Annotated in this window: 13 protein-coding genes and 1 tRNA gene; 4 read left to right on the top strand and 10 right to left on the bottom strand. The window is 64.6% G+C overall.

Annotated elements, in window-relative coordinates; genetic code table 11:
- Window positions 1-6: 6 nt before the first annotated feature.
- The 4 genes from AC59JP_RS12020 to AC59JP_RS12005 all read right to left on the bottom strand — a co-directional run bounded on the left by AC59JP_RS12020 (window position 7) and on the right by AC59JP_RS12005 (window position 5,375).
- The gene (locus AC59JP_RS12020; protein ID WP_497326002.1) at window positions 7-1,740 is read right to left on the bottom strand and encodes an ABC transporter ATP-binding protein; all 1,734 of its coding nucleotides are present in this window, start codon (window positions 1,738-1,740) and stop codon (window positions 7-9) included.
- 91 nt (window positions 1,741-1,831) lie between these two features.
- Window positions 1,832-4,162 (bottom strand): MMPL family transporter, encoded by a 2,331-nt coding sequence (locus AC59JP_RS12015; protein ID WP_497326001.1) that lies wholly within the window; start codon window positions 4,160-4,162, stop codon window positions 1,832-1,834.
- A gap of 59 nt (window positions 4,163-4,221) precedes the next feature.
- Complete coding sequence (locus AC59JP_RS12010) at window positions 4,222-4,848, bottom strand: TetR/AcrR family transcriptional regulator (RefSeq protein ID WP_497326000.1); 627 nt, start codon at window positions 4,846-4,848, stop codon at window positions 4,222-4,224.
- A gap of 68 nt (window positions 4,849-4,916) precedes the next feature.
- Entirely contained in the window at window positions 4,917-5,375 is a 459-nt protein-coding gene (locus tag AC59JP_RS12005) for an RrF2 family transcriptional regulator (RefSeq protein WP_497325999.1), read from the bottom strand.
- Window positions 5,376-5,450: 75 nt separating this feature from the next.
- On the opposite strand from AC59JP_RS12005, the gene AC59JP_RS12000 reads away from it, so the two are divergent.
- Window positions 5,451-6,296, top strand: a complete 846-nt coding sequence (locus AC59JP_RS12000; RefSeq protein WP_497325998.1) for a phytanoyl-CoA dioxygenase family protein — start codon at window positions 5,451-5,453, stop codon at window positions 6,294-6,296.
- A gap of 21 nt (window positions 6,297-6,317) precedes the next feature.
- Here the strand turns inward: AC59JP_RS12000 and AC59JP_RS11995 are convergent, their stop codons facing one another.
- From AC59JP_RS11995 to AC59JP_RS11985, 3 genes are all read right to left on the bottom strand, one after another.
- Complete coding sequence (locus tag AC59JP_RS11995) at window positions 6,318-6,542, bottom strand: hypothetical protein (RefSeq protein ID WP_497325997.1); 225 nt, start codon at window positions 6,540-6,542, stop codon at window positions 6,318-6,320.
- Entirely contained in the window at window positions 6,542-7,096 is a 555-nt protein-coding gene (locus AC59JP_RS11990) for a RelA/SpoT-related domain-containing protein (RefSeq protein WP_497325996.1), read from the bottom strand. Before AC59JP_RS11990 ends, AC59JP_RS11995 begins: the two co-directional genes overlap by 1 nt.
- Window positions 7,097-7,432: 336 nt before the next feature.
- Complete coding sequence (locus AC59JP_RS11985; protein ID WP_497325995.1) at window positions 7,433-7,981, bottom strand: antibiotic biosynthesis monooxygenase; 549 nt, start codon at window positions 7,979-7,981, stop codon at window positions 7,433-7,435.
- Window positions 7,982-8,103: 122 nt separating this feature from the next.
- Here AC59JP_RS11985 and AC59JP_RS11980 point away from each other — a divergent pair, with 122 nt between their 5' ends.
- Entirely contained in the window at window positions 8,104-8,625 is a 522-nt protein-coding gene (locus tag AC59JP_RS11980) for an acyl-CoA thioesterase (protein WP_497325994.1), read from the top strand.
- A 272-nt stretch (window positions 8,626-8,897) separates the two neighbouring features.
- Here AC59JP_RS11980 and AC59JP_RS11975 read toward each other — a convergent pair whose 3' ends face one another.
- Window positions 8,898-9,149 (bottom strand): hypothetical protein, encoded by a 252-nt coding sequence (locus AC59JP_RS11975; RefSeq protein ID WP_497325993.1) that lies wholly within the window; start codon window positions 9,147-9,149, stop codon window positions 8,898-8,900.
- Window positions 9,150-9,454: 305 nt separating this feature from the next.
- Between AC59JP_RS11975 and AC59JP_RS11970 the strand changes: the two genes are divergently transcribed.
- Together AC59JP_RS11970 and AC59JP_RS11965 are read left to right on the top strand one after the other, a co-directional pair.
- Complete coding sequence (locus AC59JP_RS11970) at window positions 9,455-10,528, top strand: fatty acid desaturase family protein (RefSeq protein WP_497325992.1); 1,074 nt, start codon at window positions 9,455-9,457, stop codon at window positions 10,526-10,528.
- A 23-nt stretch (window positions 10,529-10,551) separates the two neighbouring features.
- Window positions 10,552-11,463 carry a sterol desaturase family protein gene (locus tag AC59JP_RS11965; RefSeq protein ID WP_497325991.1) on the top strand — a complete coding sequence of 304 codons (912 nt, stop codon included), beginning with the start codon at window positions 10,552-10,554 and terminating at the stop codon, window positions 11,461-11,463.
- A gap of 46 nt (window positions 11,464-11,509) precedes the next feature.
- Here AC59JP_RS11965 and AC59JP_RS11960 read toward each other — a convergent pair whose 3' ends face one another.
- Together AC59JP_RS11960 and AC59JP_RS11955 are read right to left on the bottom strand one after the other, a co-directional pair.
- On the bottom strand, window positions 11,510-12,193 hold the full coding sequence (locus tag AC59JP_RS11960) for a YceI family protein (protein ID WP_497325990.1): 684 nt from the start codon (window positions 12,191-12,193) through the stop codon (window positions 11,510-11,512).
- A 109-nt stretch (window positions 12,194-12,302) separates the two neighbouring features.
- Window positions 12,303-12,393, bottom strand: a tRNA-Ser gene (locus AC59JP_RS11955).
- Window positions 12,394-12,414: the final 21 nt, after the last annotated feature.

The raw sequence follows: 12,414 nt of genomic DNA, 5'->3' as shown, positions 1-12,414 counted from the left end.
GCCGCGTCACGAGACGCTCGCCGTTGCGGCCTGGGAGTCGACGATCTCCGCGTAGGTGGGGCACGACGCCACCAACTCCTCGTGCGTCCCGACGCCGACCATCCGGCCGTCGTCGAGCACCACGATCTGTTCGGCGTCACGGATCGTCGACACACGCTGCGCGACCACGATCACGGACGAGTCGCGGGTGATGGGGCGCAACGCCCGACGCAGGTTGGCGTCGGTGGTCAGGTCGAGCGCGGAGAACGCGTCGTCGAAGAGGTAGACGCTGGGGCGACGGATCACCGCGCGTGCGATGGCCAGGCGCTGGCGCTGCCCGCCGGAGACCGTCGTACCGCCCTGCGTGACGGCCGTGTCGAGACCGTCCGGCATGGCCCGCACGAAGTCGGCGGCCTGCGCGATCTCGAGGGCCTCCCACATCTCGTCCTCGGTGGCGTCGTCCTTGCCGTAGCGCAGGTTCGACGCGATGGTGCCCGAGAAGAGGTAGGGCCGCTGCGGCACGAGACCGATCTCGGCGCGCAGATCCTGCAGACCGAGCTCGCGGACGTCGACGCCGCCCACACGCACCGCGCCTGCCGTCGTATCGATCAGTCGCGGAAGAAGGTTCACCAGTGTGGTCTTGCCCGAGCCCGTGCTGCCGATGATCGCCGTGGTGGTTCCTGCTCGCGTGGTGAACGAGACGTCGCACAGCACCGGAAATTCTGCACCGGGGTAGGAGAATCCGGCTCCGTCGAACTCGACGGTGGACGGGGAGGTGAGGAACGAGGCCGGCTTTGCGGGCGGGACAACCGACGACTCGGTGTCGAGGACGGCCTGAATGCGCTCGGCACAGACCGACGCGCGCGGCGCCATCATCGCGATGAACGACGCCATCATCACGGCCATCAGAATCTGCATGATGTAGCTCAGCAGCGCGGTCAACGACCCGATCTCCATGCGTCCCTGGTCGATTGCGTGCCCACCGAACCAGATGACGGCCACCGAGGTGAGGTTGCTGATGAGCATGACCACGGGGAAGAGCAACACCTGCAACCGGCCGACGCGCAACGCGGTGGCGGTTAGTTCGGAGTTCGCGTCGTCGAATCGGGCGATCTCGTACGGCTCGCGCACGAAGGCGCGCACCACGCGGATACCCGTGATCTGTTCGCGCAGAACACGGTTGACGGTGTCGATGCGCGTCTGCATCTGCTTGAAGCCGGGAATCATCCGCACGATGATCAGACCCATGGAGATGGCCAGCGCGGGCACCGCGATGGCAAGGACCCACGAGAGTCCGAGGTCTTCACGCAGCGCCATGAACACACCGCCGACGCACATGATGGGCGCCATGACCAGGATGGTGCAGCCCATCACGATCAGCATCTGAACCTGCTGAACGTCGTTGGTGTTGCGAGTGATCAGCGACGGCGCACCGAACCTGCCGACCTCACGCGCCGAGTACGTACCCACGCGGTCGAGCAACGCTCCGCGCATGTCGCGTCCGGCCGCCATCGACGCCTTGGCACCGAAGTAGACGCCGCCGATGGAACACATGATCTGCACGAAGGACACCGCCAGCATGACGGCACCGGTCGAGAGGATGTAGTTCGTGTCGCCCCGTGTGATGCCGTTGTCGATGATGTCGGCGTTCAGGCTCGGCAGATACAGCGACGCCACCGTGGCGAAAAGCTGGAGCACCACCACCGCCACCAAGGGGCGGCGGTATGGCGCGAGGTAGGTGCGCAGCAGCGAGATCAGCATGACGTGACGACATTACCGCTGAAAAATGGCGACCGGGCTACGACCTTCCCGGTCGCCCTGCGCACGAACCCGCTTTCCACCACGGCGGACGTCACCGGGCTTCGACCACGTCTTTGTCGGCTTCGTCCGCGTGGAGCACCTTCTGCAGCTTCTCCCCTTCGATGTCGACGTTCGGCAGAATCTTGTCCAGCCACTTCGGCAGGTACCAGGCCTTGTCGCCGAGCACAGACATCACGGCCGGGATCAGCACCATGCGCACCACGAAGGCGTCGAAGAACACGGCCGCCGCCAGAGCGAAGCCGATCGACTTGATGAACGCGTCGGGTTCGAGCATGAACGCGGCGAAGACCGAGATCATGATGACGGCTGCAGCGGCCACGACTCGGGCCCCGAACTTGAAGCCCGTCACGATCGCTTCCTGAGCGTCCGCACCGTGGACGTAGGCCTCGCGCATGCGGGAGACCAGGAACACCTGGTAGTCCATCGCGAGTCCGAACACCACACCGATCAGGAAGATCGGCATGAAGCTGACGATGGGCTGCGGGTTGGAGATGAGGCCGAGTCCGCCCTCCTGGAAGATGAAGACCGTCGCACCGAACGTCGCGAGGACGCTCAGCAGGAAGCCGACCGTGGCCGTCAACGGCACGAGGATCGACCTGAACACCACCATCAGGAGCAGGAACGCAAGGCCGACCACCACTGCAAGGTACGGAATCAACGCATCCTGAAGCTGTTGCGAGACATCGAGTTCGAGCGCCGTCTGACCGGTGACGCCATACTTGACGCCCAACTGCGACTGCAGACCCGGCTCCGCGTCGCGCAGGGAGCTCACGAGATCGCGTGTGGCGTCGCTGTTCGGCGAACTCTTCGGGGTGACCGAGACCAGGGCCGTGTCGCCGGCTTGGTTGACACCGGCCTGCTGCGCATTGGCGACGTCGGGGTTGGACGCCGCCAGCTCCACCACTCGGGAGAACGCCGCGGCGCGGTCGGCCTCCGGCACGTCGGCCGCATCGACGACGACGAGGAGCGGACCGTTGCGTCCGGGACCGAAGCCCTTGTCGACAAGGTCGTATGCCTGACGCACGGACGTTCCGGGATCGGACGTGGCGATGGAGGGAAGAGCCAGTCGCAGACCGGTCATGGGGCCTGCGATGACACCGAGAATCACCACACCGGCGACGAGGAACAGTGCGGGGCGCTTGACCACGAGGCGGACCCAGCGCAGACCGTTGGTCGGGTTCTCGCTGTGCTCGGGGTCCGGAACGGAGCGGACCTTGCCCGCGAACGCCTTTCGGCCGAACAGCCCCAATACGGCGGGGAGAAGAGTCAGTGCGACGAGGACCGCCACCAGGACGCCGAATCCGGCGGCCAGACCCATCTGCGAGAGGAAGGGAATGCCGACGACGCGCAGCGCGACGAGGGCGATCAACACGGTCGTACCGGCGAAAACGACTGCGCTACCGGCGGTTCCGACCGCTCGGCCCGCCGCCTCTTCGCGGTCACCGGTGTTGGACAGCTCGTTGCGGAATCGAGCGACGATGAACAGCGAGTAGTCGATGGCCACCGCCAGACCGATCATCAACGCGAGAATCGGTGTGAACTGGGTCAATTGGGCGAAACCGGTAGCCGTCGTGATGGTGAGACTGGTGATACCCACACCGACGATGGCCGTGATCAGAGGCAGACCGGCGGCGACCAGCGACCCGAACATGACGACCAGCACGACGGCGGCCACACCGAGGCCGATGAGCTCTGCGGTGCCACCGGGAGGTGTGTTCTCCTGCATGGCACTGCCGCCGATCTCCACGGTCAGCCCGGCGTCACGCGCCGGCTGCGCCGCTTGATCGAGCTGCGCACGGGTGTCGGCGGTGACGTCGGAGACGGTGCCCGAGAGCGGCACCTCGAGCGTGCCGATGGTCTTGTCCGGCGAGAGCGGCGAGACGGCGGCAGCGTTGGCTGCGGCGACGTCGGGGGCCACCCCGGACTTGGCGTAGGTGTCGACGATCGACTGGTTCCCGGCCACCGGATCGAGCATGGGCTTCGCGCCTTCCGGCACGGGCCCTGCCGCCGGATCGACCTTGGCCGAATCCTCCACCGCGCCGATGCCGCGAATGTCGGCGATGACCTTGTCGATCGCCTCCTTGTTGGCCGGCGTGTCCAGCGTGGTGCCGGCCGGAGCCTGGAAGACGTACTGCGCCGTGGCGGCCGTCAGCGGATCTTCCGCTGCCGCCGGAAAACGCTCCGACTGCAGGTCCAGTGCCTGTTGGGCGGGCGTTCCCGGAATGGAGAACGCGTTGGACGTGGGGCCGGACAGTGTGGCCGCCCCGACCCCGGCAAGGATCAGAAGTGCGAGCCAGACAACGAGCACGACGGCTTTTCGCCGGTAGGCGAACTTGCCGACTCGGTAGAGATAGGTGGCCACGGTGGACTCCTCGGTGACGTGGTTGTTTCTGGCGTGGTTCTTCTTGGGCTTGGTTCTTCTCAGCCTTGGTTCTTGTTCAGTGGAACCGGGTGGACGAAACCCTGTTCGAGCTGGGCGAGCGACTGTTCGACCAGTTCACGTGCGGACGATGCGTGCGATTGGCCGCTTTCCCACAACATCAGCGCCGCGCTGACGGCCGCACCGATGATCGACTGCAGCATGCGGGGATACAGATCGGCGCGGGCATCCATCCCGATCCGCTCGGCGATGGCGTCGGTGAACGCCTGACTCAGCGTGCTGTCGAGCTCGAGCTTCCGGGCCAGGAGGTTGGGCGTCGATTCGACCATCTTCGCCACCTCGATCGTCTCGTGGATGTCGCGTTCGGGGTCGTCGATGATCCCGAGCACGATGTGCCGCAACGATTCCCAGAACGGTTCGGTGGCCGGCCGCTGACGCAGCAGCTGGACCCATTCGTAGGCGCCCTCTTCGAGATAGTGCAGCGCCGCCTCCTCCTTGCTGGAGAAGTAGTTGTGGAAGGTGCGTGTGGACACACCCGCCTCCGCCGCGATGGCCTCGGCCGTCACGACCTCGAAACCCAGCGCACGACCCAGTTTGATGGCCGCAGCGCTGAGTGCCGCGCGGGTGGCGGCCTTCTTGCGGTCACGAAGGCTCGGGTTGGGGCTCACCACAACAACGGTACGGATTTATGCAGAACCACGCAAAGTTGCGTGTGAGTGCAAAGTTGTGGTCTTGGTCACGACCGCCGTAGCCACGCACCCGGCTGCTCGGTCAGCTCCCGAACGAAGGGGGCAACGACACCGGCAGCGACGTCGGCGACGGTCACCTGTTCGAGAACCGCGCGAATGTTGGTCCGCACCGCAATCCATACGTCCTGCAGGGGCGCCGCGTGACCGTCGTACGTCAGTTCTTCGGGCCGACGGCCCCGGACGGACGCCAAGGGACCGTCGACCACCCGAATGACGTCGGCAACCGAGATGTCCGACGCGTCGCGCGCCAGCCAGTACCCGCCGTCCGGTCCGCGACGTGCCGAGACGAGGCCGGCGCGACGAAGATCCGCCAGCACGACCTCGAGCGTCTTCGACGACTCACCGACGGCTGCCGCCAGAGCATCGGACTTGACCGCGCCGCCGCCCCGCGCCGCAATTTCCACGAGAGCTCGCACTGCCGTGTCGGCTTTCGCGGTGATGTGCACGTGCCACACAGTACTGACGCCCGACACCCACGCCCGACGTGCCGATCGGCGCCGATGACATTAAATTGAGCGTCCATGACGACCCTCAGCGAACCCGGTGTGTTCTCGGCCGACGACATCGACGGTCTCGCCTGGTTCTACTCGATGCACGGGTACGCCGTGCTGCGCGGAATGCAGAGCGCCGCCGACGTCGACCGGATGGAAGCGGAATGCGTCGCAGCCCAAAATGCCGTCGTGGCAGGCGAACTCGACCAACGCTACGGATCGACGGTCTTCCTCGACGAGGCGGCGAAGGCGGAGAAATTCGCCAACTACGTCGAGTTCGTCAACGAACTCTCCCCCGCCGTCCACGAGGCGGTCACCCACCCGATTCTGGTCGACGCCGTTCGTCGCCTGTTGGGAGAGACGGCGTGGCTGCGCGACAGCGAGCAGTTCGGCGTCGTCTACCAGGATGCGCGGCCCGGCAAGGAGTCCGGCTACACGCGCATCGGCTGGCACTCGGACTGGCAGGCCAGCCCGAGCCTGGACATCTGGCCGTCGACGGCGTTCACCTTCCACATCGACGGAACCTCGCCCGCCAACGGGTTTCTTCGCGTGGTACCCGGCAGCCATCTGTGGGCGACGCCCGCGCCCTACCGCAACATCAACAACGTCGAGGTCCCGGCAACGGCGCGCGCCACCGGCGGACGCTCGACCACCCCACCCCCGTTTCCGATGCCCCTCGGCTTCGAGAAGGTGCGGGGCGAGGTGGCCGTCTACGTCGAGCGCGGCGACGTGATCCTGCACGACGCGTACCTGTGGCATTCCGCTGCCCGCGCCACGGACGACCACGCGACGAGACGCCACGTGCGCGGCGGCTACTTCGCGGGCGTGGCTCCCGAATCGGGAGTGGAAGAGTTCATCAAGAACGCGGCACGTTAGGGAGTCGCCCGCTGACCGTCATCAAATTGTGGTGAGCTCTCTGCCTGTGAAGTACCGCGAATGAGTGCGCTCGAGAGTCCCGAGCGACCGGCTCGTGAGCGCAGCGATCTCGACGTTCTCATCCGTCCGCTGGGATTCAAGCTCCAAGCGGTAGGCCATCGCTTCGCGGGGACCGGTCGCACCAGTGAACTCACGAACCCGCCGCTCCCTGGTCAGCCTATTGAACTGAATCACGTAGCCTGCCATCAGTCGTCCAACTCCATATCCTCGATCATACGTTTCGTATCGAGAAGTACATCCCTGAATCGTTTATCGAGGACGCGAAGCTCAGCGAGCCTTTCCTCATTTTCACGACGGAACACCTCTAGCGCTGCTTGTTGATCAGGACCTGCGTGCTGCGCAAGCAAAGCGACTTCGGTCGCTCGATCTTCGAGGCGCTGACGAAACTGTTCTGCGCTTGCGAGTTGCTGAGCTGCCTCATGGAGGCTTAGCACCAGACTTTGAACAGCAGGCTCCGGGTGGGCTTCTCCGTACCGGATCCCTCGGCCGAACTTGTCCCCTGCTGCCTCGTACATGTTTGCCCAAGCACTCTGGCCAAGTGTCCTCACCTGGATCTCAACCCTTCCGGCAGGTAGGCGGAGCCAAACGTGGACTGCTCGGTATCCGCTATGCGGATTATCTCGCAAATCCTTGACCTGCGTTCCTTGCCCGCCGAAGTGCGTTGCCAGTTCGTTGGCCATCGCGAGCTGCTGAGTCAGACTGAAGTCCGCATCTACTCGCACGCCCGCGAGGTCTTGCACGGCGTCGAGCGTTAGGTGCGGACTAGTCGCCGAAGCTTCTGCAACAGTGTGTCCAGTGTTTTCGGTCTGGATGTCACATCCATGCGATCGTGATCGAAGGACGACCACTCCCCCAAGTAAACAATTGCCGCCACATTTGCGACTAACTCGTTGTGCCACAACATAACGTCGGTATAGGTTGGGCACCCACCGGGTGGTTCGGTAGCGGTAACGAGCGCTTTGCCCAACGCACGCAGCCTAGAGCGTGACCAAGGCGGCGGTTCGTTCAAGTCGACAGAGTCGACCAGGAAGTCCATTGGGGGAGTCAATCATGCCCTGCGGACAGTCCGGCACAGATCAGCGCGAGAGCCACGGCTTCAGCCGGGCCGTGATGAACGGCAACAGCACGTAGACCATCAACGGCGTGTTGATCAGTGTGAGTAGCAGGGTCCGCAGAACGACGTTCAGAACATGCGGCGCCACAAGCACATTGAGCACCAGACTGAGCGGGAAGAACGCGATCCAGATGGTGATTCCCTGTTTCCAGCGCGGCGGCGGCGCCCCCACGACGCGCACGGCGTTGGTCAGATTCGACTGCGGTTCGAACCACCCTTCGATGCCGGTCAGGCGATGCGTCGCATGGTCGTCGGCCACTCCCTCGCCGCGGGCAACCCACGCTTTCCGCAGCGGGGATGCGAGCCAGTCGTCCAGCGTCGCGTTGTCGCGGAAGCGGTAGAGCACGTAGTACTCGGACGGATCCGACGAGGACCGGAGCCAACCGCCACCGAGGAAGCCCGGAAACGTGCGCACGATGGAGATGCCGGCGTCGGTCCAGGCCACGAACTCCTGCTCACGACCGTCGCTGATGCGCCTGACCACCGATGTGGTCACGGAGGTCTCTGTCATGCCTCCAACTGTGCAACCGCGGAGCAATTAATGCACACCGGGTGCGGGTGAGGCCGGACACCGATACCTTGTGTCTCGAGTCGAGAGGGACACGCTCTGTTCCGAGTCGAGAAGGAAAAAACATGTCGGATTCGAAGCACACGACCTCCATGACGGTGCTGATGACACCGGACATGGCCAATTTTTCCGGGAATGTCCACGGCGGAACGATTCTCAAACTTCTCGACCAAGTCGCGTACGCGTGTGCGAGCAGATACGCGCAGGCGTACGTCGTCACACTCTCGGTGGATCGGGTCGTGTTCCGGGAGGCCATCCACGTGGGTGAGTTGGTGACGTTCTCCGCGTCGGTCAACTACACCGGCAAGACCTCGATGGAGGTCGGCATTCACGTGCAGACGGAGAACATTCGCGACGGCGTCACCCGGCACACCAACAGTTGCTACTTCACGATGGTGGCGGTGAATTCCGACGGCAAGGCCATCGCGGTTCCACCGCTCACTCCGGTGGGAGACGTTGCACGGCAACGCTTCGAAGCCGCACTACGACGGCGCGAGCTTCGGAAGGCCACGGAACGGATGGAGCGAACCATCCGGCACGAGGCCCGCGGAATGCCTTACGGCGCTTCGGAGAACAGCCCGGTGTAGGACGGGGCGGGGCGAGTGGCCGTGTCGGTCACCGGCGAATTGGCAGCGGCCTCGGCGATTTCGGAATCAGGATCGCTGGGTGCGAGAAACAACGGGTTGGGTTCCATGGAAACCCCTTCGATAAGGGACATCGACGTACATGTCAGTGTGGGTGTGTCGGCGTGCGTTGGGACTCCAACGTGCAGGTGACGCTTCGGCTCGATGCCTGAAGATCATCCGACAACTTCCACCCTACGCCATCGATTCGAGATGGCGTGCACGGACGGGGCGTGTCAGCTGATCCCGTATCGCTTGGACAGCTCGTCCAGCTTGGTCGTGTCGGCAGCGGTGGGACCGGGCTTCGACGGGATGGCGGCGATGGCGAGAGCGCTCTCCCAGTCCGTCTCGAGCTGCGCGTACTCGTTCTCGCGCAGTTGCCCTTGCGCGGTGACGTCGCCGCCGACCGGGCTGGTGATGTCGTGCTTGGACAGCCGACGTTCGAGGTAGCGGGCGACCTTCTGAGCGAGCAATTGATGGGTGCTCATGTTTCTGCGGCGCTCCGTTCGCGGCGAAACCGACATCGGACACCACTGGGCTCGAGTGTTCGTCTGTCGCCGCACACACTCTCGTCGACGGTCGCCTGATTGCTTCGACACTAGCAACGTGCAGCGACGGACAGGGTGAACCGCCCCGATTCGGAGCTGTCGACGTGCGGGGTCGCCTGTGCCACACTTGGGCAGGTCAACGGGAATGCACGGCTCCGAGTCCGGAGATTTCGTTCTCGTGGGTGCTCAACCGTCGACGCGATCCGCGTCCGGGGCGCTCGGGGCCGCCACAGCGACGAGGATTCATGACTGCTGCATCGACAGGTCCGCTCGTCGAGCGACCCGCTGCTCGCTACGTCAGCACCTACACCGAGCTCTCCGTCCAGGTGCGGGAGTCAGGACTTCTCGGTCGACGACACGGCTATTACTGGTCACGCATAATCGCCACTGTCGCAGCGTTTTTCGGCGTATGGGTTGCGTCGGCGTTCCTGGGCGACTCGTGGTGGCAGCTGGCGTTGGCCGCGGTTCTCGCCGTGGTCAGCACCCAGTTCGGCTTTCTCGGACACGACGGAGCCCACCGGCAGATGTTCGACTCCGCCAAATGGAACGAGTGGACCGCGCGCATCATTGCCGGCGCATTCGCAGGTCTGTCGCTGTACTGGTGGCAGGGCAAACACAACCGTCACCACAAGGCGCCCAACCAGATCGGCGTCGACCCCGACATCGGTGACGGCCTCCTCGCGTTCGTACCGGCCTACGCGCACAAGCGGACCGGATTCGCCGAGGCGTTCACCCGCCGCCAAGGGTGGCTGTTCTTCCCGTTGCTCACTCTCGAAGGTGCGGCGCTCAACGTCGCCAGCGTGCAGACGCTTCTGGGCGACAGGAAGATCAAGCGCCGCAAGACGGAACTGACGCTGATCGCCGTCCGCCTCACGCTCGGTTTCGTGGTGCCCTTCCTCTTCATGTCCCCCGGTTTCGCCGTCGGGTTCATCCTCGTCCACTTCGCCGTGTTCGGTGTTCTGCTCGGCGGATCGTTCGCCCCCAACCACAAGGGCATGCCGATCGTCCCGGAGAACGCCAAGGTCGACTTCTTGCGTCGCCAGGTTCTGATGTCACGAAATGTCGAGGGCGGCGTCGTGATCGACTTCATGATGGGCGGCTTGAACTATCAGATCGAGCATCATCTGTTCCCGAGCATGCCGCGACCCAACCTGCGCAAGGTGCGTCCGCTCGTGCGCGAGCACTGCGCCAAGCACGGCGTCACTTACACCGAAACCACGTTGCTGAAGTCCTACGGCATCGTCGTTCGGTACCTCAACCAGGTCGGACTGTCCAAGCGGAACCCGTTCGAGTGCCCGCTGCTCCGCGAATACCGGTGACGCGCGTCACGTAAACTGCGGCGATGATCGCCGACGCGTGGAACTCGCTGCCGCAGCTGCTGCGTGACCCCGTCGCGCTCGCCGTCCCCGCGTTCGTGCTTCTCCTCGTCGTCGAGTGGGTCGCCGCGGTCAAACTCGAACACGGCACCTACCTGACCAAGGACGCTCGGGCGAGCCTGGGGATGGGCCTGGTCTCCATCCTCACCTCCGCGGCGTGGAAAGCGCTCGGCCTGGTCGTCTACACACTGATCTACGACCACGTCGCACCGTGGCACCTCCCCGCCGACGCCTGGTACACGTGGCTGATCCTGCTGATCGGCGTCGACCTGCTGTTCTACTGGTACCACCGCATCGCGCACCGAACCCGCATCGTCTGGGCCACACACCAGGCGCACCACTCCAGCGAGTACTTCAACTTCGCCACCGCGCTGCGTCAGAAGTGGAACAACAGCGGTGAGCTCGTGATGTGGATTCCGTTGCCGCTCATCGGGATACCGCCGTGGATGGTGTTCGTCGGCTTCTCCGTGAACCTCGTCTACCAGTTCTGGGTCCACACCGAACGTATCGACCGCATGCCGCGCTGGTTCGAGTTCGTGTTCAACACTCCGTCGCACCACCGCGTTCATCACGGTAGCGATCCGCAGTACCTCGACAAGAACTACGCCGGGATCCTGGTGATCTGGGACCGACTGTTCGGCACCTACGCGGAGGAGACGTCGCGCCCCCGTTACGGCCTGACCAAGCCGGTCGAGACGTACAACATCGTCCGGTTGCAGACGCGGGAGTACGAGGCGATCGCCCGAGATGTGCGCGGCGCCAACGGGTTACGGGCCAAACTCGGGTACGTCTTCGGGCCGCCGGGGTGGGTGCCGGTCGACTCTCGCGAACCGGCTGAGTCGGGGGCGGGTCACCCGACCGAGTCAGGGGCGCCCTGAGTCGATCTATCGGCGTGAGGGTGCCCCTGAGTCGCAGCGGCGGGAGCTACGACTTCGCCAACGTCACCAGGAAGTCCACCGACCCCGTCGGCGCGACGGTCACGAATCCGAGCGACGGGGGCTGCACGCCGTAATCCGTCCAGGTGGTGGGGATGCTGCCGGACGCGATGAGGTTCTCACCCGACTGCAGCACCTGCATCGGCACCGTCACGTCTTTGGTCACGCCCTTGAGCGACAGCGTTCCGGTCACGTCGACCGTCGTGGTGGTGCCATCTTTCGGGATGCCGGAAAGGTCGGCCGGCGCGGTGACGGTGAAGGTCGCAGTCGGATTGGCAGCCACGTCGAAGATGTTGCCGCGGAACTGATTGTCGCGACGATCGCTGTCGGTGGTGATGGTGCCCGTCTGCACGGTGATCTCACCGGCGGTCAACTTCTCGTCGGCGACGGTGGCGGAACCGGAGACGTCCGGAGTGGAGCCGACGACGGTGACGTCGGAACCGTTCAGCACTTCGGCGACGGTGTACCCGGCGGCGGTCTTGTTGGCGTCGTCACCGGGTACGACGGTGAACGAGCCGTCGATGCTGCCGGTGGCCGCCTGCACGCCCGACGTCGACACCGATGCGGCGGGCGCATCGTCCTCGGCGAAGACGTTCGCGTAGATCTTCGGCCCGAAGTACAGGCCGAGCGCGACGATCACGATGACGACGAGGGCAATCCACCACTTCTTCATGGCTCACAGTGTAGTTGCAGCTTCAACGTCGCGAATGTCCGAGTTGCTGTGGACTTACTGTGAATGCACGAAGAAGCCCCCCACCTGCTGTGGCAGATGAGGGGCTCTTTGGCGGTGGCGGAGAGATTTGAACTCTCGGACGGGGGTTACCCGTCACGCGCTTTCGAGGCGCGCTCCTTAGGCCGCTCGGACACGCCACCGGCGGGTACGTTACCCGATGG

This window comes from Rhodococcus sp. 320_ES, assembly GCF_059691855.1.
The sequence above is the reverse complement of the archived record's forward strand: the minus strand, read 5'-3'. Positions and strand labels throughout refer to the sequence as shown.

Excerpts from the sequence above, each read along its gene's own strand:
- AC59JP_RS11980 (WP_497325994.1), top strand. The coding sequence starts at position 8,104 with ATGTCGGATTCGAAGCACACGACCTCCATGACGGTGCTGATGACACCG.
- AC59JP_RS11960 (WP_497325990.1), bottom strand. The coding sequence starts at position 12,193 with ATGAAGAAGTGGTGGATTGCCCTCGTCGTCATCGTGATCGTCGCGCTC.
- AC59JP_RS11985 (WP_497325995.1), bottom strand. The coding sequence starts at position 7,981 with ATGACAGAGACCTCCGTGACCACATCGGTGGTCAGGCGCATCAGCGAC.
- AC59JP_RS12020 (WP_497326002.1), bottom strand. The coding sequence starts at position 1,740 with ATGCTGATCTCGCTGCTGCGCACCTACCTCGCGCCATACCGCCGCCCC.
- AC59JP_RS11975 (WP_497325993.1), bottom strand. The coding sequence starts at position 9,149 with ATGAGCACCCATCAATTGCTCGCTCAGAAGGTCGCCCGCTACCTCGAA.
- AC59JP_RS11970 (WP_497325992.1), top strand. The coding sequence starts at position 9,455 with ATGACTGCTGCATCGACAGGTCCGCTCGTCGAGCGACCCGCTGCTCGC.
- AC59JP_RS11995 (WP_497325997.1), bottom strand. The coding sequence starts at position 6,542 with ATGGCAGGCTACGTGATTCAGTTCAATAGGCTGACCAGGGAGCGGCGG.
- AC59JP_RS12000 (WP_497325998.1), top strand. The coding sequence starts at position 5,451 with ATGACGACCCTCAGCGAACCCGGTGTGTTCTCGGCCGACGACATCGAC.
- AC59JP_RS11965 (WP_497325991.1), top strand. The coding sequence starts at position 10,552 with ATGATCGCCGACGCGTGGAACTCGCTGCCGCAGCTGCTGCGTGACCCC.